19 protein-coding genes are annotated in these 19,935 nt (G+C 72.7%); 10 read left to right on the top strand and 9 right to left on the bottom strand.

Annotation, left to right across the window (positions count from 1 at the left end):
* Positions 1-10: 10 nt before the first annotated feature.
* On the bottom strand, positions 11-586 hold the full coding sequence (locus EST54_RS16085) for a TetR/AcrR family transcriptional regulator (protein WP_129248314.1): 576 nt from the start codon (positions 584-586) through the stop codon (positions 11-13).
* A 325-nt stretch (positions 587-911) separates the two neighbouring features.
* Between EST54_RS16085 and EST54_RS16080 the strand changes: the two genes are divergently transcribed.
* A complete protein-coding gene (locus EST54_RS16080) occupies positions 912-4,262 on the top strand; it encodes a S41 family peptidase (protein WP_129248319.1) in 3,351 nt (1,116 codons plus the stop codon).
* Between the two features lie 99 nt (positions 4,263-4,361).
* Here the strand turns inward: EST54_RS16080 and EST54_RS16075 are convergent, their stop codons facing one another.
* From EST54_RS16075 to EST54_RS16060, 4 genes are all read right to left on the bottom strand, one after another.
* Positions 4,362-4,610: a hypothetical protein gene (locus EST54_RS16075; RefSeq protein ID WP_129248313.1), complete on the bottom strand. Its 249-nt coding sequence runs from the start codon at positions 4,608-4,610 to the stop codon at positions 4,362-4,364.
* 136 nt (positions 4,611-4,746) lie between these two features.
* Positions 4,747-5,628, bottom strand: a complete 882-nt coding sequence (locus EST54_RS16070) for an SDR family oxidoreductase (RefSeq protein WP_129248312.1) — start codon at positions 5,626-5,628, stop codon at positions 4,747-4,749.
* Positions 5,625-6,617 (bottom strand): alpha/beta fold hydrolase, encoded by a 993-nt coding sequence (locus EST54_RS16065; protein WP_129248311.1) that lies wholly within the window; start codon positions 6,615-6,617, stop codon positions 5,625-5,627. Before EST54_RS16065 ends, EST54_RS16070 begins: the two co-directional genes overlap by 4 nt.
* On the bottom strand, positions 6,614-8,140 hold the full coding sequence (locus EST54_RS16060) for a flavin-containing monooxygenase (RefSeq protein ID WP_129248310.1): 1,527 nt from the start codon (positions 8,138-8,140) through the stop codon (positions 6,614-6,616). Before EST54_RS16060 ends, EST54_RS16065 begins: the two co-directional genes overlap by 4 nt.
* Positions 8,141-8,363: 223 nt before the next feature.
* On the opposite strand from EST54_RS16060, the gene EST54_RS16055 reads away from it, so the two are divergent.
* The gene (locus tag EST54_RS16055) at positions 8,364-9,173 is read left to right on the top strand and encodes a MerR family transcriptional regulator (protein WP_244942533.1); all 810 of its coding nucleotides are present in this window, start codon (positions 8,364-8,366) and stop codon (positions 9,171-9,173) included.
* 96 nt (positions 9,174-9,269) lie between these two features.
* Positions 9,270-9,434, top strand: a complete 165-nt coding sequence (locus EST54_RS34065) for a hypothetical protein (protein WP_154074019.1) — start codon at positions 9,270-9,272, stop codon at positions 9,432-9,434.
* Positions 9,435-9,448: 14 nt separating this feature from the next.
* Here the strand turns inward: EST54_RS34065 and EST54_RS16050 are convergent, their stop codons facing one another.
* Entirely contained in the window at positions 9,449-10,252 is an 804-nt protein-coding gene (locus EST54_RS16050) for an exodeoxyribonuclease III (protein ID WP_129248309.1), read from the bottom strand.
* Positions 10,253-10,319: 67 nt separating this feature from the next.
* Between EST54_RS16050 and EST54_RS16045 the strand changes: the two genes are divergently transcribed.
* The 7 genes from EST54_RS16045 (at position 10,320) to EST54_RS16015 (ending at position 16,519) form a co-directional block, all read left to right on the top strand.
* A complete protein-coding gene (locus tag EST54_RS16045) occupies positions 10,320-10,805 on the top strand; it encodes a GNAT family N-acetyltransferase (protein ID WP_129248308.1) in 486 nt (161 codons plus the stop codon).
* A gap of 183 nt (positions 10,806-10,988) precedes the next feature.
* Positions 10,989-11,918 (top strand): ABC transporter ATP-binding protein, encoded by a 930-nt coding sequence (locus EST54_RS16040; RefSeq protein WP_129248307.1) that lies wholly within the window; start codon positions 10,989-10,991, stop codon positions 11,916-11,918.
* A complete protein-coding gene (locus EST54_RS16035; protein WP_129248306.1) occupies positions 11,915-12,934 on the top strand; it encodes an ABC transporter permease subunit in 1,020 nt (339 codons plus the stop codon). Before EST54_RS16040 ends, EST54_RS16035 begins: the two co-directional genes overlap by 4 nt.
* A 148-nt stretch (positions 12,935-13,082) precedes the next feature.
* A complete protein-coding gene (locus tag EST54_RS16030; protein ID WP_129248305.1) occupies positions 13,083-13,478 on the top strand; it encodes a GntR family transcriptional regulator in 396 nt (131 codons plus the stop codon).
* 199 nt (positions 13,479-13,677) lie between these two features.
* Positions 13,678-14,457, top strand: a complete 780-nt coding sequence (locus tag EST54_RS16025; RefSeq protein ID WP_129248304.1) for a MerR family transcriptional regulator — start codon at positions 13,678-13,680, stop codon at positions 14,455-14,457.
* 120 nt (positions 14,458-14,577) lie between these two features.
* Positions 14,578-15,837: a glycosyltransferase gene (locus tag EST54_RS16020; RefSeq protein WP_129248303.1), complete on the top strand. Its 1,260-nt coding sequence runs from the start codon at positions 14,578-14,580 to the stop codon at positions 15,835-15,837.
* A 130-nt stretch (positions 15,838-15,967) separates the two neighbouring features.
* Complete coding sequence (locus EST54_RS16015) at positions 15,968-16,519, top strand: M23 family metallopeptidase (RefSeq protein WP_129248302.1); 552 nt, start codon at positions 15,968-15,970, stop codon at positions 16,517-16,519.
* 155 nt (positions 16,520-16,674) lie between these two features.
* Here EST54_RS16015 and EST54_RS16010 read toward each other — a convergent pair whose 3' ends face one another.
* From EST54_RS16010 to EST54_RS16000, 3 genes are read right to left on the bottom strand one after another with little or no spacing between them, the layout of a single operon-like run.
* Positions 16,675-16,929 carry an acyl carrier protein gene (locus EST54_RS16010; RefSeq protein WP_129248301.1) on the bottom strand — a complete coding sequence of 85 codons (255 nt, stop codon included), beginning with the start codon at positions 16,927-16,929 and terminating at the stop codon, positions 16,675-16,677.
* A complete protein-coding gene (locus EST54_RS16005; RefSeq protein ID WP_129248300.1) occupies positions 16,926-18,794 on the bottom strand; it encodes an HAD-IIIC family phosphatase in 1,869 nt (622 codons plus the stop codon). The genes EST54_RS16010 and EST54_RS16005 overlap by 4 nt, the downstream gene beginning before the upstream one ends.
* A gap of 20 nt (positions 18,795-18,814) precedes the next feature.
* Positions 18,815-19,849, bottom strand: a complete 1,035-nt coding sequence (locus EST54_RS16000; RefSeq protein ID WP_129248299.1) for a 3-oxoacyl-[acyl-carrier-protein] synthase III C-terminal domain-containing protein — start codon at positions 19,847-19,849, stop codon at positions 18,815-18,817.
* Positions 19,850-19,935: the final 86 nt, after the last annotated feature.

The following is a 19,935-nucleotide window of genomic DNA, read 5'->3' as shown; positions in this document are numbered from 1 at the left end:
GGTGGGTGGGTCAGACGCCGAGGGCGGGGAAGACCACGGCGTCGAGATAGGCGGACAGGAACGCGCCGTCGGCGGGGCGGCCCTCCATGAGCTGACAGGCGATGAGCGCACCGACGATCATGTGCGGGGCGAACGGCAGCGCGGGGCAGTCGGCCGCGATCTCGCCACGGTCGATGGCGCGTTGCAGCATCGCCGTCAGTCCGGTCACCTCAGGGTCGAGGAGCACGTCACGCAGGGCCTGATGGAGATCGGGGTTGCCGTGGATGGCCATCCCCAGACCGCGCATCAGCGCGGCGTCCTTCTCGACCTGTCCGTGTTCATCGGCGCGGCGCACCAGTTCGGCGAAGTCGCCGCGCAGCGTGCCGGTGTCGACATCGCCGGTGCTGACCGGTTTGCAGTGCCGCAGCGCCCTGGCCACCAGCTCCGGCTTGCCCTGCCACTGGCGGTAGAGGGTGGCCTTGCTGGAGCGGGTACGGGCGGCGACGGCGTCCATGGTCAGGGCGTCGTAACCGACCTCGCGCAGCAGGTCGAGTACGGCGTCGTAGAGCTCGGCCTCCCGCTCGGGAGTCAGCCGGCTGCGTCCCATGGCACACACCTCCGTCCGGACCGTATCAGCGCCGTCGCCCCGTCGATGACGAACGAAACTGTTTCGTACACTTCGACTGTAGCCACAGGTTCAGCGAAACGGAACCGTTTCGAAAGTGGTCTGCGTCACCCGATCGACTTGCCGCGGCTCCCCCGTCTCGAAACGATGGGGGCGTGAGCGAGGGCAGCGAGCGAACCATGAAGAGGTGCGCGCCTCGCGAATGCGGGGCCGAGCGAAGCGAGGTTTCGGCATGAGCGATGCACCCGAGGCCGTCGGGCCGCGCCCGGAGCCGAACCCCGCCAAGCCTCGCGGACGGCTGCGCCGCATGCCCGCCACCCCGGGCCCGCCCGCCGGCTCGTATCTGCGCTTTCCGCATCTGCACGGCGATCTCCTCTGCTTCGCCGCCGAGGACGATCTGTGGGTCGCCCCGCTCGCCCCGGAGGGCCGGGAGGCCGACCGCGCCTGGCGGCTGACCGTGGACCGCACCCGCGTCGGCCACCCCCGCTTCTCCCCCGACGGGCAGCACATCGCCTTCACGTCCTGGCGCAGCCTCGACCCGGAGGTCCATCTCGCGCCGGTCGAGGGCGGCCCGGCCCGCCGGCTGACGTACTGGGGCAGCACGGATGCCCGGGTCTGCGGCTGGACACCGCCCGACCACGAGGGCAACGCCCATGTCCTCGCGGTCTCCTCGCACGGCCAGCCGTTCTCGTACTACTCGTGGGCCTACAGCCTGCCGGCCGACGGCGGCACCGGCGGCAAGCTGCCCTGGGGGCCGGTCTCCGACATCGCGGTCACCGATGTCGACGGCGAGCGCCGCACCCTGCTGCTCACCGGCAAACCGCCGCACGAGCCCGCCTCCTGGAAGCGCTACCGGGGCGGTGCGACGGGGCGGATGTGGCTGCACGGCACCCGGCTGATGCCGGATCTGCACGGGCATCTCGACTCGGTGATGTTCGTCGGCGGCCGGATCGCGTTCCTCTCCGACCACGAGGGCATCGCCAACGTCTACTCCTGCCTGCCCGACAGCACCGATCTGCGCCGGCACACCGACCACGCCGACTTCTACGCCCGGCACGCCTCGACCGACGGCTCGCGCATCGTCTACCAGTGCGCCGGCGACCTCTGGCTGATCGACGATCTGAGCCCGGACGCCGTGCCGCGCAAGCTGGCCGTGCGTCTGGGCGGTCCGCGGGCCGGCCGGCGCGTGTACCAGGTCCCGGCCGCCTCGCACGTGACCGGGCTCGCGGTGGACACCACCGGGCGGGCCAGCGCGGTCGGCATCCGCGGCAGCCTGTACTGGCTCACCCACCGCGACGGCCCGGCCCGGACCATCCACGACACCCCCGGCGTACGGGTCCGGCTGCCCGCCATGCTGGGCTCCACCGGCCGGATCGCCTACCTCACCGATGCCGAGGGCGCGGACGCGATCGAGATCACCGATCTGCCGCGGGCCAGCGAACCGGGCGAGCCCCGGCGGCTGGCCGCCGGCGAACTGGGCCGGGTCCACGAGATGACCGCCTCGCCCGACGGTGACCGCCTCGCGGTGGCCGCCAACGACGGCCGGCTGCTGCTGGTGGAGGTGGCCCGCCCGGAGGAGGAGGGCGGCACCGGCGAGGAGCCCGCCGACGGCACGGTCACCGAGCTGGTCCGCTCCGCCAACGGCCCGGTCCGCGACCTGGCGTTCTCCCCCGACTCGCGCTGGCTGACCTGGTCGCACCCCGGCATCGGCCGTACGCTGCGGCAGATCCGGATGGCCCGGCTGTCCGACGGGCACATCGTGGACGTCACCAACGGCCGCTTCGAGGACGAGCAGCCGGTGTTCACCCGCGACGGCCGCTATCTGGCGTTCCTGTCCTGGCGCGGCTTCGACCCGGTCTATGACGTGCACACCGGCGACCTCTCGTTCCCGCTGGGCTGCCGCCCCTATCTCGTCCCGCTCTCCTCGGCGACCCCCTCCCCCTTCGCGCTGTCCCCGGAGGGGCGGCCCGCGGCCGGCGGCCTGGACCCGGACGAGAATCCGCCGACGCCCGGTGAGGGGCCCGTGCTGGTGGAGGTGGAGGGGCTGGAGAACCGGGTCACCCCGTTCCCGGTGGCGGCGTCCAAGTACTCCTCCCTGGAGCCGGTCAGCGGCGGCGGACTGGTCTGGCTGCGCTGGCCGATCTCCGGCGCGCTGGGCGAGACCTTCGCCAACCCCGCCGACACCTCGGGCCGGCCCACCCTCGAACACTTCGATCTGACCAAGGCCCGGCGCACCGAACTCACCAGCTCCCTGGACGGGTTCGCGCTCAGCGGCGACGGCTCCCGGCTGGTCGTCAACGACGAGGGCGAGCTGCGTGCGGTGCCCGCGACCGAGCCGCCGGACAGCGATTCCACGGTCTTTCTGGACCTGCGGCGCATCCTGCACGACGTCGATCCGGCGGCCGAGTGGCGCCAGGCCTACGAGGAGGCGGGCCGGATCGTCCGGGCGTACTTCTGGGACCCGGGGATGTGCGGCATCGACTGGGACGGGGTGCTCGCGCAGTACCGGCCGCTGCTCGAACGGGTCGCCAGCCCCGACGAGTTCGCCGATCTGCTGCGGGAGGTGCTGGGCGAGCTGGGCACCTCGCATGCGTACGTCACCGGCGCCCGGCGCAACGAGGGGCCGCCGCACTACCAGCGCGCCATGGGCCTGCTCGGCGCCAACTTCGTCTGCCGGGACGGCCGTTGGGTGGTGCAGCGGATCCTGCCCGGCGAGTCCTCGGACTCCAAGGCCCGCTCCCCGCTGGCCGGTACGGGCATCCGCGAGGGCGCGGCGCTGACCCATGTCGACGGCCGCCGGGTGGATCCGGTGGCCGGGCCGGCCCCGCTGCTGGCCGCGGCCGGCGGCACCACGGTGGAGCTCGCCTTTTCCGCGCCCGAGGGCGAGGGGCCGGCCCGCCGGGTCGCGGTGGTCCCGCTGGTCGACGAACGGCCGCTGCGCTACCAGGACTGGGTGGCCAAACGCCGGGCGGTGGTAAGGGAGTTGAGCGGCGGGCGGTGCGGCTATCTGCACATCCCCGACATGGGCGGCTCCGGCTGGGCGCAGTTCAACCGCGATCTGCGCAAGGAGGTCTCGCTGCCCGCACTGATCGTGGACGTCCGGGGCAACGCGGGCGGCAACATCTCCGAGCTGGTCATCGAGAAGCTGACCCGCACCATCATGGGCTGGGACCTGACCCGCGACGCCGAGCCCGTCTCGTACACCAGCAACGCCCCGCGCGGCCCGGTCGTGGCGGTCGCCGACGAGATGACCTCGTCCGACGGCGACATGATCACCGCGGCCTTCAAGCTCCAGGGCATCGGCCCGGTGGTGGGCATGCGCACCTGGGGCGGCGTGGTCGGAATGACCGGCCGGCACCTCCTCGGCGACGGCACCACCATCACCGTCCCGATGAACGCCGCGTGGTTCCGGCTCTACGGCTGGGGTGTGGAGAACCACGGCGTCGAGGTCGACATCGAGGCACTGCGGTCACCGCTGCACTGGGCCGAGGGCCGGCATCCGACCCTGGGCGTCGCGGTGCGCACCGCACTGGAGTTGCTGGAGCGGCACCCGGCGGCGACGCCTCCTGACCTGTCGGACGTCCCGGACCTGCGGCGCCCCGCGCTGCCGGCGCGCGGCGCGGACGAGGCGGAGGCGGAGGAGGCGGCCGGGGCCTGAACCGGAGCAACACACCGGTGGGGCGCACCCGGTCGACCGGGTGCACCCCTCACGCATGGCGCGTACGTCGCCCCGCGTGGTGTTCAGGACGTGCCGAACTCAGCTCTGGTAGCGGCCCTCGGCCGCGTCCATCGAGTCCTGGGCGGGCTGACGGCCCTGCTGGCCGCGCTCCCGCGGCTGGCCCTGACGCTGGCCGCGCTCCTGGTCCTGACGCTGACCGCCGCGCTCGCGCTCCTGGTCCTTGCGCTGGCCGCGCTCGTGACCCTGCTCGCGAGAGTCGCCCATGGCGTGGCGCGCCTGGTCCTTGCGCTCGTTGGCCTTGTCCTGGAACTGGTCCTTGATGCCCATGCTGTTCACTCCTAGTGGGGTGTAGGGGGGTGATAACCCCGATTCAGCGTGACACGCCCGGACATTGCTCGCATTTCGATCACGATCGAACACTCTCCGTGACGCCCGGCCGCTCACGGGCCGGGCGTACGCCCGCTCACCGGCCGGCCCGCGCCTTCTCGTCCGCCTCCCCGCCGGCGCCCATCAGCCCGACCCGCATCCCGTCCAGCCGCGCGCCGAACCGCCGCACCTCCCGCCCGCCCACCGTCCCGATGAGCGAGGGCAGATACCCGCGGACCGACTGCATCCCGCGCAGCCACCACTGCCCGTAGACATGGGCGGAGCGGCGCTCGATGCCCGCGACGATCCGGTCGACGGCCGGGCCCAGCGGATAGGTCTTGTTCGACGGCCAGGGCAGCCGGGAACGCAGCTCGCGCATCACGTCGTTCTCGTCCGCGCCGCGCACCATGTCGGTGTCGGTCCAGCTCAGATAGCCGACGCCGACCCGTACGCCGCGGTGTCCGACCTCGGCGCGCAGGCTGTGCGCGAACGCCTCGACGCCCGACTTGGACGCGCAGTACGCGGTCATCATCGGCGCCGGGGTGATCGCGGCCAGCGAGGCGATCTGCAGGAAGTAGCCGCGGGACTCGGTGAGTACGGGCAGGAAGGCGCGGCCGGTGACCGCGCCGCCTATGAGGTTGACCTCGATGACCCGCTTCCAGGCGGCCGGGTCGGAGTCCGCGAACGGGCCGCCGGTCGCCACCCCGGCATTGGCGACGACCACATCGACCTTCCCGAAGCGCTCCTTGACCTCGGCCGCCACCCGGTCCATCGCCTCGTGGTCGGTGACATCGGCATGCCAGTGATGCGCCGGGCCGTGGAGTGCGGCCGCGACGCCGCGCAGCTCGTCCGGCTCCAGCCCGACCAGCGCCAGCGTCGCACCGCGCGCCGACAGCTTGCGGGCCAGCAGCGCACCGACCCCGCGTGCCGCACCCGTGACGACGACGACCTGGCCCGCCAGGCTCCTGCGTGCGCTCATGCCGTGCTCTCCTTCGTCTGCCGCCCGCCCTCGGGCGCGGTGTCGGTGGCCTCGGCACCGGTGGCCTCGGTGCCGGTCGGGTGCAGATGGTCGCGGACGAGGGCGCGCAGCCGTTCCGCGACCGCGCCCGGGTCCTCGATCGGCGTCATGTGTCCCAGCCCCGGGAGTTCGGTCAGACCGCGGAAGTCGGGGAGGACGGACGCCAGCCGGCGGGCGTGCACCGGCGGGGTGAGCCGGTCGGCACTGCCCGCGAGGACCTCGGTGGGCAGCTCCAGCCGGCCGGCGCCGCCGGTGAGTTCGAGCCCGGCCAGCACCGCGCCCCACCGGGCCCGTACGCCGGCCGGGCAGCCGTGCACGATGCGCGCGCAGGCCGCCACCTGCTCGGCGGTGGCGCCGGGGCCCATGGTGGCGTACTTCAGGGCGCGCCGGGTGAGCGGCGAGACCGGGCCGAGCGGGGCGCGCGAGCGCAGCAGCAGGCGGTGCGCACGGCGGCGTCCCTGCGGGCTGCGCAGCGCGAACACCCGCGCCTCGGCGGCGAGATCGGCGCTGCCGGTGCTGCACAGCAGCGCGGCCGCGGCCCGCTCGTGCAGCTGCGGCCGCCCGGCCGCGGCCATGATCGTCATCCCGCCCATGGAGTGGCCGCCCAGCACGGCCCGTTCGCCCGGCCGCAGGGCCGCCTCCAGGACGGCGACCAGATCGTCGGCGAGCGCGCCGGTGCTGTGGCCCGCCGGCGGGGCGGCGGGGCTGCGGCCGTGGCCACGCTGGTCGTAGACGACGACCTGGTGGTCGGCGGCCAGCTCGCGGACGACCGGGGCCCAGAAGGCGGTGGAGCAGGTCCAGCCGTGTGCCAGGACCACGGCCGGGGCGTCCTGGGGGCCGTGGACCTCGGCGTACAGCCGGGCGCCGTCGGCAGAGGTGACGGTCAGCGTGGAGCGCGGCACCGGCGGGGCGTACGGGCCGCTGGTGACGTGTGCGGGCCGGCGGTTCATGCGGCCACCTCCGCGGCCGTGCCGGGAGTCCGGTCCGCGGGGGTGCGGGCCGGCCGCAGCACCTCGTACTCCGCGAGGTCGACCCGCTGGGTGGCCTTCCGGAACTCCCCGGTCGTTCCCGGCCAGACGGTGGTGTTGCGGCCGTTCGCGTCCAGATACCAGCTGTCGCAGCCGCCGGTGTTCCACACCGTGCGCTCCATCCGGCGCTGGATCGTACGGTTCCACTCCTGTACGGCGGACGGCCGGGCGCTCAGCGCGATCTTCCCGCCGAGGACGTCCAGTTGGCGCAGGTAGTCGGCCAGGTAGTTCAGCTGCGCCTCGATCATCAGGATCATCGAGCTGTTCCCGAGGCCGGTGTTGGGTCCGATGATCGTCAGGAAGTTGGGGAAGCCGGCCGCGCTGGTGCCGCGCAGCGACTCCATGCCGTCCTTCCACTCCTCGGCCAGCGTCGTGCCGTGGGCGCCGGTGACGCGCCGCGCGATCGGCATGTCCGTCACCTGGAACCCGGTGCCGAAAACGATCGCATCGGCCTCCGTTTCGCTCCCGTCGGCCCCCACGAGGGTGCTGCCGCGCACCTCCTTCAGCCCGGCAGCCACCAGTTCCACATTCGGCTGCGCCAGGGCCGGGTAGTACGTGTTGGAGAGCAGGATCCGCTTGCAGCCGATGCGGTAGTCGGGGGTCAGCGCGGCTCGCAGCGCCGGGTCCTTGATCGCCTTCTTCATGTGGTTCCGCGCCAGCAACTCCAGCAGGCCCAGCTCATCGGGGCGCTTGGTGAACGCGCTGACCTGCAACTCCCGGATGCTCCACAGCAGTTGGCGGCGCGCGGCCCGGGTCGCCGGGAGCTTGGTGTGCAGCCATTTCTCGGCCGCGCTGATCTTGCGGTCGGCGCGCGGCAGCACCCAGGGCGGGGTGCGCTGGAAGAGGGTCAGGCGCGCCACCTCCGGCTGGACGGCCGGCACGATCTGGATGGCCGAGGCGCCGGTGCCGACCACCGCGAGACGCTTGCCGCGCAGCGCGTAGTCGTGGTCCCAGCGCGCGGAGTGCCAGACCGCGCCGGGGAAGGTGTCCAGTCCCGGGATGCCGGGGAGCTTGGGATCCGACAGCGGCCCGGTCGCCGACACCACGACATCCGCGGTCAGCGGCCCGCTCGCCGTCTCGATCTCCCAGTGCAGCTCCGCGCCGTCCCACCGCAGGCTCTGCACCTCCGAATGGAACCGGAGGTGCGGACGCAGCCCGAAGGTGTCGGTGACCCGCTCCAGGTACGCGCGGATGTGCGGCTGCCCGGAGAAGTTCCGCGGCCACTCGGGGTGCGGCGCGAAGGAGAACGAGTACAGGTGCGAGGGCACGTCGCACGCACACCCCGGATAGCTGTTGTCCCGCCAGGTGCCCCCCACCGCCCCGGCCCGCTCCAGGACCACGAAGTCGGTGATGCCCTGGCGCCGCAGCCGGACGGCCGCCCCCAGACCACCGAAGCCCGATCCGATCACCGCAACCCGCACATGCCTGCGCTCGCGCTCGGCCATCCCGCCGCCTCCCGAGTCCGACGTTCTTCCGTGCCATCTTCGGTGCCGTGACATCCGGCGTCACAGCCACCCCCGAAAACCATGCCAGCATTCACTGGCACAATGGGAGCGTAAGGCAGCCGCGTACCGAGCGGTAGGGGTCGGGCGGCAGGAAGTTGCCGCCGGCCGCACCCGCGGTCCGGGACCCCGGCCCGGCGCCCTCCCCCCGGCATAGGCTGAACCCGTGGCAGCGAACGAGCACACCCAGGACGAGCACTCCGGGCCCGCGGACCCCCCGGCGCGCGAATTCCGCATGGCCGACCTGGCCAGGGAGGCCGGCATCACGGTCCGTACGCTGCGCTTCTACCGCGAGCGCAAGCTGCTGCCGGCGCCCCGCCGCGAGGGCCGGATCGCCTGGTACAACGAGCACCATCTCGCCCGGCTGCGCACCATCGGCGCCCTCCTGGAGCGCGGCCACACCCTCGGCGGCATCGCGGAGCTCTTCTCGGCCTTCGAGGCCGGCCGCGACGTGGGCGAACTCCTCGGCCTGGAGAACCCCCTCGTGCCGCCCTGGTCCGAGGAGACACCGGTCCGCCTGACCCCCACGGAGCTCGCCGACCACTTCAGCGGGGACATCACCGCCGAGAACCTCAGCGCGTCCCTGGACATCGGCTATCTCGCCGTCGACGGCGACGAGTTCGTGCACATCAGCCGCCGCCTGCTGGACGCCTCCACCGAACTCGTCGACCGGGGCATCCCGCTGGCCGCCGTCCTCGAAGCCGGCCGCCAGGTGCGGGCACACGCCGACGCCCTCGCCGACATCTTCACCACCCTCATCCGCACCCACGTCCTCTCCGACGTCCTGGCACGGGCCCGCGCGGGCGAGCACCCGTGCCCCGACGAGGTCGATCTCATCGCCGGAACCATCGAAAAACTCCGCCCACTGTCCAAGGGCGTGGTCGAGGCCGAACTCTCCATGGCCATGGACCGCCGGGTCCGCGCGGAGGTGGCGCAGTGGCTGCGCGAGCAGGGGTCCACAACGCCCCCCGCCTGAGCGATACTTGGCGGGTGGACGGGCCTTGAAAAGTTCACATGGCACTCAGTGCCAAGCATCTGGCACTGGGTGCCATTCGTCGTCTATCGTGTCGCCATGCCGACCTACACCATGGTGGTCGTAGCCGCCATCCTGCTTCCCCTCCTGACCGCGGTACTGGTCGCCTGCCTCAGCACCAACGCCCACCAACGGGCCGATGCGTACCGGGTCCTGGCCCGCATGTGCAGCACGGTGGAGAAGGTCTTCCGGCGGCGCTCGTAGGGGGAGCCGGCGGCCTATCGCTCAAAGACGACCGTTACCGGCGCATGGTCGGACCACCGCTCGTCATGGCTGGCCGCGCGCTCCACGTACGCCTTGACCGCCCGCGCGGCGAGGCCGGGGGTGGCCATGGCGTAGTCGATGCGCCAGCCCGCGTCGTTGTCGAAGGCCCGGCCCCGGTAGGACCACCACGAGTACGGGCCCACGGTGTCCGGGTGCAGGGTGCGGACGACGTCCACATAGCCGCCGTGGTTCTCGTCGAGGACCTCGGTCAGCCAGGCACGCTCCTCCGGGAGGAAGCCGGACTTCTTCTGGTTGGCCTTCCAGTTCTTCAGGTCGGCCTCCTGGTGGGCGATGTTCCAGTCGCCGCAGACCACCACCTCGCGGCCGTCCGCGGCGGAGCGCTTGCGCAGGTCGACGAGGTAGGGCAGGAACTCCGCCAGGAAGCGTTCCTTCTCGTCCTGCCGCTCGGTGCCGACCTCACCGGAGGGCAGATAGAGGCTGGCGACCGTCACGCCGGGCAGATCCGCCTCGACGTAGCGCCCGCTGCCGTCGAACTCCGTCGACCCGAAGCCCACCTGGACCCGCTCCGGCGTGCGCCGGGTGAAGAGCGAGACGCCGGCCCGGCCCTTGGCGGCCGCCGGGGCGTGCACGGTGTGCCAGCCCGCGGGCTCGCGCACCTCGTCCGGGAGCTGCGCGGTCTCGGCCCGTACCTCCTGCAGGCACAGCACATCGGCCGCGGTCTCCGCCAGCCACGGGACGAAGCCCTTCCTGGCGGCGGCGCGCAGCCCGTTCACATTCACAGAGGTCACGGTGAGCATCCGGGCACGATACCCATCCCCGGCACCTCATCGCGCCGCGCACCCGCTCGCCCGTACGATTTCTGGAATGGAGATACGCCCGTCCCGCTATGACCACCCCGACGCGGTCGCCCTCGACGCGCTGGTGCAGCAGGAGTACGCCCGGCGCTACGGCGACGACGGCGACACCACCCCGCTCACCCCGGAGATGTTCACCCCGCCGCACGGCGCGTACCTGATCGCGTACGCCGGCACCCGCCCGCTGGCCACCGGCGGATGGCGGCGGCAGGAGGACGCGGCCGAGGGGTACTCGGTCGGCGACGCCGAGATCAAGCGGATGTTCGTGCTCCCGGAAGCGCGCGGGCGGGGGCTGGCCCGGCGGATCCTGGCCGCCCTGGAAGCGGACGCGCGGGCCGCGGGACGCTCCCGCATGGTGCTGGAGACCGGCACCAAGCAGCCCGAGGCGCTGGAGCTGTACGCCTCCAGCGGCTATGTGATGGTCGAGAAGTTCGGGCTGTACCGGTGTCACGAGGACAGCCGGTGCATGGCGAAATCGCTGGTGGAGCCCGCCTGACGGGCACCTGGGCGGCCGGCGCCGGCCCCCGGGCCGCTCGGCCGCACCGGCGCCGCCCCGCCCTGCACTGACAGGCCTCCCTTGCTGCCAGGCCTCCCTGCACTGACAGGCTCTCTTGTTGACAGGCATCCGGGCCGCTCCCCATACTCATTCCACTAATGAACTAGCTAAAGGGGGGATCCGGTGAGCGACCCGAGCCCGTGGGCCATCGAGGCCGAAGGACTGGGGAAGAAGTACCGCGGCGGCTGGGCCCTGCGGGACTGCTCCTTCCGGCTCCCCGCCGGCCACATCTGCGCCCTCGTCGGCCCCAACGGCGCGGGCAAGAGCACCTTCCTGGGCACCGCGACCCGGCTGGTGCAGCCGACCACCGGCACGCTGAAGCTGTTCGGCGTCCCGGTCTCCGACCCCGCCGTCCTGGAACGCATCGCCTTCCTCGCCCAGGACAAGCCCCTCTACCCCCGCTTCACCGTGGCCGAGACCCTGCGGCTCGGCCGTGAGCTGAACCCGCGCTGGGACCAGGCGCTGGCCGAGCGGATCGTCCGGTCCGGGAACGTACCGTTCACCGCCCGGATCGGCACCCTCTCGGGCGGTCAGCGCACCCGTGTGGCCTTCGCCCTCGCCTTCGGCAAGCGGCCCGAGCTGCTGCTGCTCGACGAGCCGATGTCCGACCTGGACCCGCTCGCCCGGCACGAGCTGTCGGGGCTGCTGATGGCCGAGGCCGCCGAGCACGGCACGACGGTGCTGATGTCGTCCCACATGCTCTCCGAGATGGAGGTCATGTGTGACTACCTCCTCGTCCTCGCCGAGGGCCGGCTGCGGATGGCCGGCCAGACCGAGGAGCTCATACCGGCGCATCTGCTGGTGACGGGCGTGGCCGAGGGCGACGACGGGGTGCCCGAGGAGCTGCGGCGCCGGCACACCGTGATCGAGGCCCGGATCACCGGGCGGCAGTTCAGCGCCCTGATCCGGCCCGGCGGACCGGTGCCGGACGGTTGGGAGACGCTGGCGCCGAGCATGGAGGAGGTCCTGCTCGGCTATCTGCGCTCGCCCGACGCACCCGGCCTGATCGCGGACGAGGCCCGCCTCGACGGCCCCGGGAAGGCCGCGGCATGACGCGCACGAGCTCCGCCGGCCCCCGGGCTGCGGCCACAGCGCCTGCCGGCAGCGCCCCCGACGGCCCCACCGCCCGCCGCACCCTGCTGCACGGTCTGCCCTGGCTGGTCTGGCGCCGGCACCGCACCGTCCTGCGCATCCTCCTGCTGACCACCGCCGTGGGCTGCGCGGCCTTCGCCTACGAGCGCGCCGGCCTGACGGACTTTCTGCACACCCACGGAGCCGGCCCCGCCGTCCACGGGACCCTGGGCACCGACTTCTCGAACGCCTACGGCGGGCTGTTCCGCAGCGGCACCCAGCTGATGACGTCCCTGCCCGTCCTGCTCGGCGTCTTCCTCGGCGCCCCGCTGATCGCCGCCGAGCAGGAGCACGGCACCGTCAAGCTGATCGGGACCCAGTCGGTGAGCCGCGGCCGCTGGATCGCCGCCACCCTCGGCCTGCCGCTGGCCGTCGCGGTGCTGTGCACCGCCCTGCTGTCGGCCGTCTTCACCTGGCTGTGGACACCGGCGCGCCTCCTCGTCATGGACGGCGACTGGCTGACCAGCGGGATCTTCGAGAGCACCGGCCCGATCCCGGTCGCCCGGACGTTGTTCCTGACCGTCTGCGGCATCGCCCTCGGCATGCTGGTCAAGCGGGCGGTGCCGGCCATGGCCGGCACCTTCGTCCTCGCCCTGGTCACCTCCGTGCTCTGGTCCGAGCAGCTGCGCGACCGGCTGGGCTCCCTCCGCGGCGTCAGCTACCCGTACGACGGCAACGGCCCCGATCTGCCGCCCGGCGCCGTACGGATGGACGACTGGGTGTCCACCGCGGGCGGCAGGCTCTACGGCTACGGCACCTGCACCACCGGCGACACCGGCGCCTGCCGGGCCAAGCTGGGCATCGTCAACCGCGTGACCCAGTACGTCGACTACGGGCAGATGGCCGGGATGCAGTGGCTGGGCGCGGGGATCCTGCTGGCGCTGACCGTCCTCGTGCTCGCGTGCGTGGTGTGGCGGGCGCACCGGCGGCCGCTTTGAACGGGCGGGCGCGCGGCGGCCGGAGCGGACGGCGGCCCACCGGGACCGCGCGCACCCGACCTGCACCGGGCGGCGCTTTGACACCCGGCACGGGCAGTCCGATCATCAAGCGGTCGGGCAGCGCGGCAGCCGCGGAAGAAGCAGAGAGGTGGTGAGCGTCGTCGAATTCCGAATCGACCGCCGCAGCGGTGTCGCCACCTACCTCCAGATCGTCCAACAGGTCCAGCAGGCACTGCGGTTGGGCACCCTGGTGGAGGGTGACCGCCTGCCGACCGCCGCCCAGGTCGCCGCGACGACCAAGGTCAACCCCAATACGACCCTGAAGGCCTACCGCGAACTGGAGCGGGAGGGCCTGGTCGAACCACGCCCCGGCCTCGGCACCTTCGTCAGCCGTACGCTCGCCCGCCCCACCTCCGCGGCGGACGCCCGGCTGCGCGAGGAGCTCCGCGCCTGGATGGGCCGGGCCCATACGGAGGGGCTGGACCGGGAGGACGTCCGGGCGCTGGTGAACTCGGTGCTCCAGGAGCGCTATCCCGACGGCTGACGGGGCGGGGTCGCCGGGCCGTGCACCGGGCGGGGTCGACTGGCCGTCACCGGCCGCGGTGCCCCTGCCCGCTTGACCCTCACCCGACGTCAGGTTCCACCCTGAAGGACGGCACGGCACGGCACCACCCGGCGGCCGGCGGCACCACCGCCGTACCGCCCGGGCGGGGGCCGGACATGACGGGACGAAAGGCGCTGCGATGGGCTACTCGGTCGGGCAGGTCTCCGGTTTCGCGGGGATCACGGTGCGGACCCTGCACCACTACGACAAGACCGGCCTGCTCTCCCCCAGCGACCGCAGCCCGGCCGGCTACCGCCTCTACAGCGACCCCGACCTGGCCCGGCTGCAACAGATCCTCTTCTACCGGGAACTCGGCTTCCCCCTCGACGAGATCGCCACCATCCTCGAAGACCCCCAGGCCAACGCCCTCGACCACCTGCGCGCCCGGCACCGCCTGCTCACCGAGCAGATCACCACGCTCCAGCGGCTGGTCGAGGTCGCCGAGCACGCCATGGAGGTCCAGCAGACCGGGGTGGAGCTGACGCCCGAGGAGCGGTTCGAGGTCTTCGGCGAGGTGACCTTCGACCTCACCTACGCCACCCAGGCCCATCTGAAGTGGCAGCACCACGAGGGCCACCAGCGCTCGATGGCGCGGGCCGCCACGCACTCCAAGGAGGACTGGACGACGATCATGGCCGAGGCCGCCGGCTGGCGGCTGCGGCTGACCGCCGCCTTCGATGCCGGGGAACCGCCGGACGGCGAGCGCGCCATGGACCTCGCGGAGGAACACCGGCAGCACATCAGCCGCTGGTTCACCCCCTGCCCCACCGACATGCACGGCCGGATCGCCGACGACTTCGCCACCGACACCCGCGCCTTCGCCCTGGTCGTCCCGCCCACCGCACAACGCCCCGGCCTCGCCCCGTACCTGCACACCGCCGTCCACGCCAACGCCGTACGCCGCTCGTCACCGGCCTGACCCCCGCCCGCGGCGGCTCCACCGGCACGTTCCCCTCGCGAGAGCCCCCTGCTCCCACGGCACACCACACCCCCGCTCTCCCACCGCCCACACCCCCTTGCCCCGAAGGCTGACCCACCCATGCCCAAAATCCTCCTCACGGCCGCCGGTTCGTACGGCGACGTCGCCCCGTACACCGGTGTGGGCGCCCGGCTGCGCGAAGCCGGCCACGAGGTCGCCCTCGCCACACACGACAGCTACGCCCCCCTCGTCCGGGCCGCCGGACTGGAGTTCCGCCGGCTCCCGGCCGACCCCCGTACCCCGCAACCCGACGCCGCCGGGCCGGCCCGGACCGCGGGCCCCGGCGGCACCCGCGCCCTCATGGGCAAGGCCGCCGCCTTCCTCCGGGAACTGAGCGGCGGCCTCGCGGACGCCGCCCTCCAGGGCGCCGACCTCCTCCTGCTCTCCACCACCACCGCACCGCTCGGCCACCACCTCGCCGAGGCGATGCGCGTCCCGTCCCTGGACCTGCCCCTCGTGCCCGGCGCCCCCACCGGCGACTTCGCCCCGGTCGTCGGCGGCGGCCGCTCCCTGGGCCGCTGGGGCAACCGCACCGCCGGCCGGCTCTCGCTCCGGGTCCTCGACCGCCTCTACGCCGACGCGACCCGCGAGCTGCGCGCCCGCCTCGGACTGCCGCCCGCCACCGCCCGTACGGTCCGCCGCCGCACCGAAGCCGCCGGCCGGCCGGTCCTGCACGGCTTCAGCGAGGTGCTGCTGCCCCGCCCGGCGGACTGGCCGGCCCGCCTGGAGGTCGTCGGGAACTGGTGGCCCTGGCACGCCCCGGACGCACGCCTGCCACCCGCCGTCGAGGACTTCCTCGCCGCCGGCCCGCCCCCGGTCTTCCTCGGCTTCGGCAGCATGGCGGGCGGCGACGGCGAGCGGCTCGGCGCCCTCGCCGCGGACGCCCTGCGCCGCGCCGGGCTCCGCGGCATCCTCCAGTCCGGCTGGGCGGGCCTGACCGCGCCCGAGCACCCCGACCTCCTCACCGTCGGCGCGCTCCCGCACGCCCTGCTCTTCCCGCGGGTGTCCGCGGTCGTGCACCACTGCGGAGCCGGCACCGCCGCCGCGGGGCTGCGCGCGGGGGTCCCCACCGTCCCCGTCCCGGTCACCGCCGACCAGCCCTTCTGGGCCGCCCGCCTGGCGGCCCTGGGCGTCGCCACCAGCCCGATCCCCTTCCGGGACCTGTCCGCCGACCACGGCGCCGCCCGCCTGGCACACGCCCTCACCCAGGCCACCGCCGCCCCCGCCCGCCGAGATCGCGCCCGCGCCGCCGCCCACCGGCTCGCCGCCGAGGACGGCGCCGGCGAGGTCGCCGGGGCGGTCGACCGACTGACGACATGAGGCCGCGGGCCGCCGGCCTCACCCGGCCCGGGCCACAAACACCCGGCCGGCGGACCGTGTGCCACCTGTTCGGCGGCCCGGTGCCCGCCCCGGGATGCGTCCCCCCGCCACAAGGCGTGGGCTCGCAAGTATGACGACGTTCCGCACCCGCACCCCGCTGCGCAGAATGCTGCTGCACGCCATAGCCCCGGCGGCCCTGGGTTCCGTCCTCACCCTGGTGGCGCCCCAGGCCGCCCTCGCCGCCTCCGCCGGCAGGCACTGGACGCACCCCACGACCGCCCGCTACCGCATCAGCTCGCCCTACGGCGTCCGCGGCCACTGGCTCGCCGGCCACCACACGGGCGTCGACCTCGCCGTCCGCGCCGGCACCCGGATCAGATCCGTGGGCTCCGGCACCGTCGTCCTGGCCCGGCGCTCCGGCGCCTACGGAAAAGCCGTGACCATCCGCATGAACGACGGCCGCTACGTCCTCTTCGGCCACCTCTCCCGCATCACGGTCCGCCCCGGCCAGAAGGTCCACGCCCGCACCCGCCTCGGCTACAGCGGCGCCACCGGCCGCGCCACCGGCCCCCACCTCCACTTCGAGGTCCGCACCAGCCGCCGCTACGGCACGGACATCAACCCCCTGACCTACCTGGCCAAACACGGCGTACGCCTCACCTCCGGCCCCTTCCGCCGATAACCACGGAACGCCACCGCCGATGGGCGTCCCTGACGCCCCCGGTCAACGGCGCCACCGACACCGGGTGGGCAAGTCCACGGGGAATCCCTTCGGGCCACCGCACTCCGCACAGCGATGGCGGGCAGGCCGGGGTGACCTGCCCGCCGTCGGGGCGGTCAGTGGTGGGCCGCCAGCTCGCCGGGGATGATGAGGTGCACCAGGTCGTCGACGGTCCGTGCCGCATTGAAGGAGCGCAGGTCGAAGTCGACGCCGAGCCGGTCCTCCAGAAGGGTGAGGACCTCCAGGGACCTCAGGCTGTCCCAGGCATGGGCGGCGAGCACCGGGTTGGCGCGGAGATCGTCCACCGGGGTTTCGAGTACCTGGCCGAGGGTTTCCAGCACGGCCAGCCTGGTCGCTGCGAGTTCACTCATGATGACGCCCTGCTTCCTTCGATTTCGACAACGTTGATCCATGCGGGCGTCGGGCCGTCCCCGGTGGTCAGGTCCAGCTCGAAGACGCCGTCCCCCTCAGTGGGGGTGAATCCGGCTTTGGTCCAGAACTCGCCGGCCACGCCGTTCCTTCCGGAGGGCACGAACCTCCCCTGGAGGGTCGCCGCTCCGGCCGTCCTGGCCCGGTCCGCGAGCCAGCCGGCGATGGCCAGTTCGACACCGCGGCCCAGCACCCGGCAACTGAGCACCATGTTGGCCACCCGCCAGGTGTCCGCGCCGCGCTCCACCCATGCGGCGCCGGTGATGCCTTCGTCACCGAACCGGTCGCGCACCGAGAACGCGGCGACCAGATGCGCCGGGTCGGTGCTCATCGCCGCCGTGGCCGGCTCGTCGTAGCGGATGCCGGTGAGGTTGAACTGGTTGGTCCGGGCGGCAAGTTGGGCGATGCGGGGCACGGAGTAGGCCGTGGCCTCCGCCGCCGTCAGCTCCAGGCCCAGGGCGTGCAGATACTCCTCGGAGGAGCCGAAGCCGCCGGAGAACTCATTGCGCCGGGCCCGGGTGCGGTACAGCTCGGGACGTGTGCGGTCGGTGGCGGTCAGCTCGATGACGTCGAACCACCCGTCCCGCAGCAGCGAGCGCACCAGGTGCGCCGGATCGCCGTCGGCCGGCACGAGCGCGACTTCCGGCAGCTCGGCGGCGACCTGACCGCGCTCGAAGGGGGAATCGTCCATGAAGACGAACGAACCGGTCGCCAGGTCGAGAGAATCGGCCATGGCACGCAGGTTCCCCGCCTTGGGCCGCCAGTTGACGGCAGTGGCGGAGAAGGACTCGGGCCGCAGCAGCATCTCCGGGTGCTCGGTCAGGGCCTTCTCGACGGGTTCGGCGTCGTTCTTGCTGGCCAGCGCCAGTACGACGCCCTGGTCGCGCAGGCGGGCGACGGTGCGCTGAAGTCGCTGGTAGCAGTTGCCCGGGTACAGCCCGCCGAGTTGTACGCCCTCGGCTCCGACCTCGCCGAGGACGCCGCCCCACAGGGTGTTGTCCAGGTCGAGCGCGAGGACCTTGCGGGACAGGCCGAGTTTGGCCTGCACGAACCGGCGTACCTCGTGGGCGAGGACGAGCAGCGCCCCGTCGGTGTACGGCAGGTCGCCGAAGGCATGGAGGCGATCGTCGCGGGCACGTACCGCGTTCTCGGCGAGCGCGCCCGCCAGGTCCACGGCCTCGATCCGGTTGCTGTCGTCGGCCAGGGCGAGGATGTCGGCGTTCAGCCGGTGCCACGCCTGCGCCAGCCGGGTACGGGCCCGGCGGCTGATGATGCTGTCGCCGACCCGGGCGGGCAGCGGCAGGGTGTGCACGAGCAGGGTCGCCGAGGACAGTTCGTTGCTCGTACGCAGCAGCTGCCGCAGATCGGCGAGGCGCGTCGCGAGGTGCTCCTCCAGGGCGGGGACGTCGGTGGCGTCCCACTCCTCCGGCAGGAAGTACGACTCGTCGAGCAGGCAGCTGACGACGTCGGGATCGCCGTTCTCGGCGAACGCGGCGGTGGCGAGGGATATCTCGAACATCCCGTACGTGCCCGGTTCGAGGGTCGGCAGCGCGCCCGTGCCGACCAGGGCGGTCCGCAACAGGTGCGGATAGGAGCCGATGGTGCAGGTGGCGAGGATCCCGACGCGTACGGGCCGGAGTTCGCCGCCTTCGGGTGGCAGGCCCTCCAGGATCTTGCCCGCTCGCAGGGCCGTCTTCGGGTCGTCGAGCTGGAGCAGTTCGCTGCGGACCGCGGGTCCGGGTGGCGTGCCGGCCCCTGTGGCCTCACGCAGGAGCGCCAGGAGATCGGTTTCGATGGTGTCGGTCATGTCTTCCCCCTCGCAGTCCGCTAGATCTCGAACAGGGTGCAGATCCAGCGCATGCCGGCCGAGATACCGCACAGCGCCACGATCTCGCCCGGTTTGAGATCGCCGCGTTCGAGATGCAGGCCGAGCGATACGAGCTGGTCGGCGGCGCCCATGTGGCCGTGCGTGCGGGCGAATTCGGCGTTGGTGCGCTCGATCGGCAGGCCGAGCGGATCGGAGACGGCCTCGATGGCGCCCGGCCGCGCGTCATTGATGTAGATGACGTGGTCCAGGTCGGCACGGGTGAGGCCGACCCTGGCGCAGGCCCGGTCGACGATCTCCGCAACCCGTTCGTCACGCTGGACGAGGAATTCCCGCAACCGCTTCGGGTCCTTGCCGAAATGCGCCTGGAACCATCCCACACTGGAGCCGTCGACATTCTTCCAGTCCGCCGGGGGAACAGGATTGACCGCACCTCCGTATTCGCCGCGGAAACCGTCGACCAGGTCGGGGTCGGTGAACTGCTCGGTGGTCAGCCAGCGGTTGCTGCCGTGCCCACGACGCAGTACAACGGCCACCGCTCCGTCACTGTGTACGCACTGGTTGATGGCCATGCGGTTGCGGCGGTATTCGTCGACGCGGTTGACGACGACGAAGAGCGCGGTGTTCAACTCGGGCTGAAGGGCCAAGGTGCCCGCGATCTGGCCGAAGGCGGTGGTGCCCGAGCCGCAGCCCTCGTTGTCGAAGAGCAGGGTCTGCGTCTTCTTGATCTTCAGCGCGCCGGCGAGCGCGGAGGCGGAGTCCCAGTACAGGTACTCAGGGTTTTCCGCGGTCGCCAGCGCTACCAGGTCGACCTCGTCGACACCGACACCCGCACGTTCCAGCGCCTGTTCGGCCGCCTCGGCGGCGAGGTCGACCGCGTACACACCGTCCGGGGCCCGGTGGAACGTGGTGCAACCCCACTGCAGAACACGCTCGGGGTCGTCGACGTAGTCCTTGGCGACCTTTTCGACGTCCTGGTCCTCTCCGAATGCGAATCCGAAATCCGATATGCCGAACTCCACTAGCCGGCCGCCCATCAGACATCTCCTCCAAATTGCCGGTCACTCTCTCGCACTTTGACCATGCTAGGGGCAAAATAGCGACGGAGCGAACAACGTTCGAG

It is taken from the genome of Streptomyces sioyaensis (assembly GCF_004122735.1).
Taxonomy (GTDB): Bacteria; Actinomycetota; Actinomycetes; order Streptomycetales; family Streptomycetaceae; genus Streptomyces; species Streptomyces sioyaensis.
Note: the sequence above shows the minus strand (reverse complement) of the source record. Positions and strands in the feature narration are given on the sequence as shown.

Coding starts and splice junctions, on each gene's coding strand:
- EST54_RS16085 (WP_129248314.1), bottom strand. CDS start 586: ATGGGACGCAGCCGGCTGACTCCCGAGCGGGAGGCCGAGCTCTACGAC.
- EST54_RS16080 (WP_129248319.1), top strand. CDS start 912: ATGCCCGCCACCCCGGGCCCGCCCGCCGGCTCGTATCTGCGCTTTCCG.
- EST54_RS16075 (WP_129248313.1), bottom strand. CDS start 4,610: ATGGGCATCAAGGACCAGTTCCAGGACAAGGCCAACGAGCGCAAGGAC.
- EST54_RS16070 (WP_129248312.1), bottom strand. CDS start 5,628: ATGAGCGCACGCAGGAGCCTGGCGGGCCAGGTCGTCGTCGTCACGGGT.
- EST54_RS16065 (WP_129248311.1), bottom strand. CDS start 6,617: ATGAACCGCCGGCCCGCACACGTCACCAGCGGCCCGTACGCCCCGCCG.
- EST54_RS16060 (WP_129248310.1), bottom strand. CDS start 8,140: ATGGCCGAGCGCGAGCGCAGGCATGTGCGGGTTGCGGTGATCGGATCG.
- EST54_RS34065 (WP_154074019.1), top strand. CDS start 9,270: ATGCCGACCTACACCATGGTGGTCGTAGCCGCCATCCTGCTTCCCCTC.
- EST54_RS16050 (WP_129248309.1), bottom strand. CDS start 10,252: ATGCTCACCGTGACCTCTGTGAATGTGAACGGGCTGCGCGCCGCCGCC.
- EST54_RS16045 (WP_129248308.1), top strand. CDS start 10,320: ATGGAGATACGCCCGTCCCGCTATGACCACCCCGACGCGGTCGCCCTC.
- EST54_RS16035 (WP_129248306.1), top strand. CDS start 11,915: ATGACGCGCACGAGCTCCGCCGGCCCCCGGGCTGCGGCCACAGCGCCT.
- EST54_RS16025 (WP_129248304.1), top strand. CDS start 13,678: ATGGGCTACTCGGTCGGGCAGGTCTCCGGTTTCGCGGGGATCACGGTG.
- EST54_RS16020 (WP_129248303.1), top strand. CDS start 14,578: ATGCCCAAAATCCTCCTCACGGCCGCCGGTTCGTACGGCGACGTCGCC.
- EST54_RS16015 (WP_129248302.1), top strand. CDS start 15,968: ATGACGACGTTCCGCACCCGCACCCCGCTGCGCAGAATGCTGCTGCAC.
- EST54_RS16010 (WP_129248301.1), bottom strand. CDS start 16,929: ATGAGTGAACTCGCAGCGACCAGGCTGGCCGTGCTGGAAACCCTCGGC.
- EST54_RS16005 (WP_129248300.1), bottom strand. CDS start 18,794: ATGACCGACACCATCGAAACCGATCTCCTGGCGCTCCTGCGTGAGGCC.
- EST54_RS16000 (WP_129248299.1), bottom strand. CDS start 19,849: ATGGGCGGCCGGCTAGTGGAGTTCGGCATATCGGATTTCGGATTCGCA.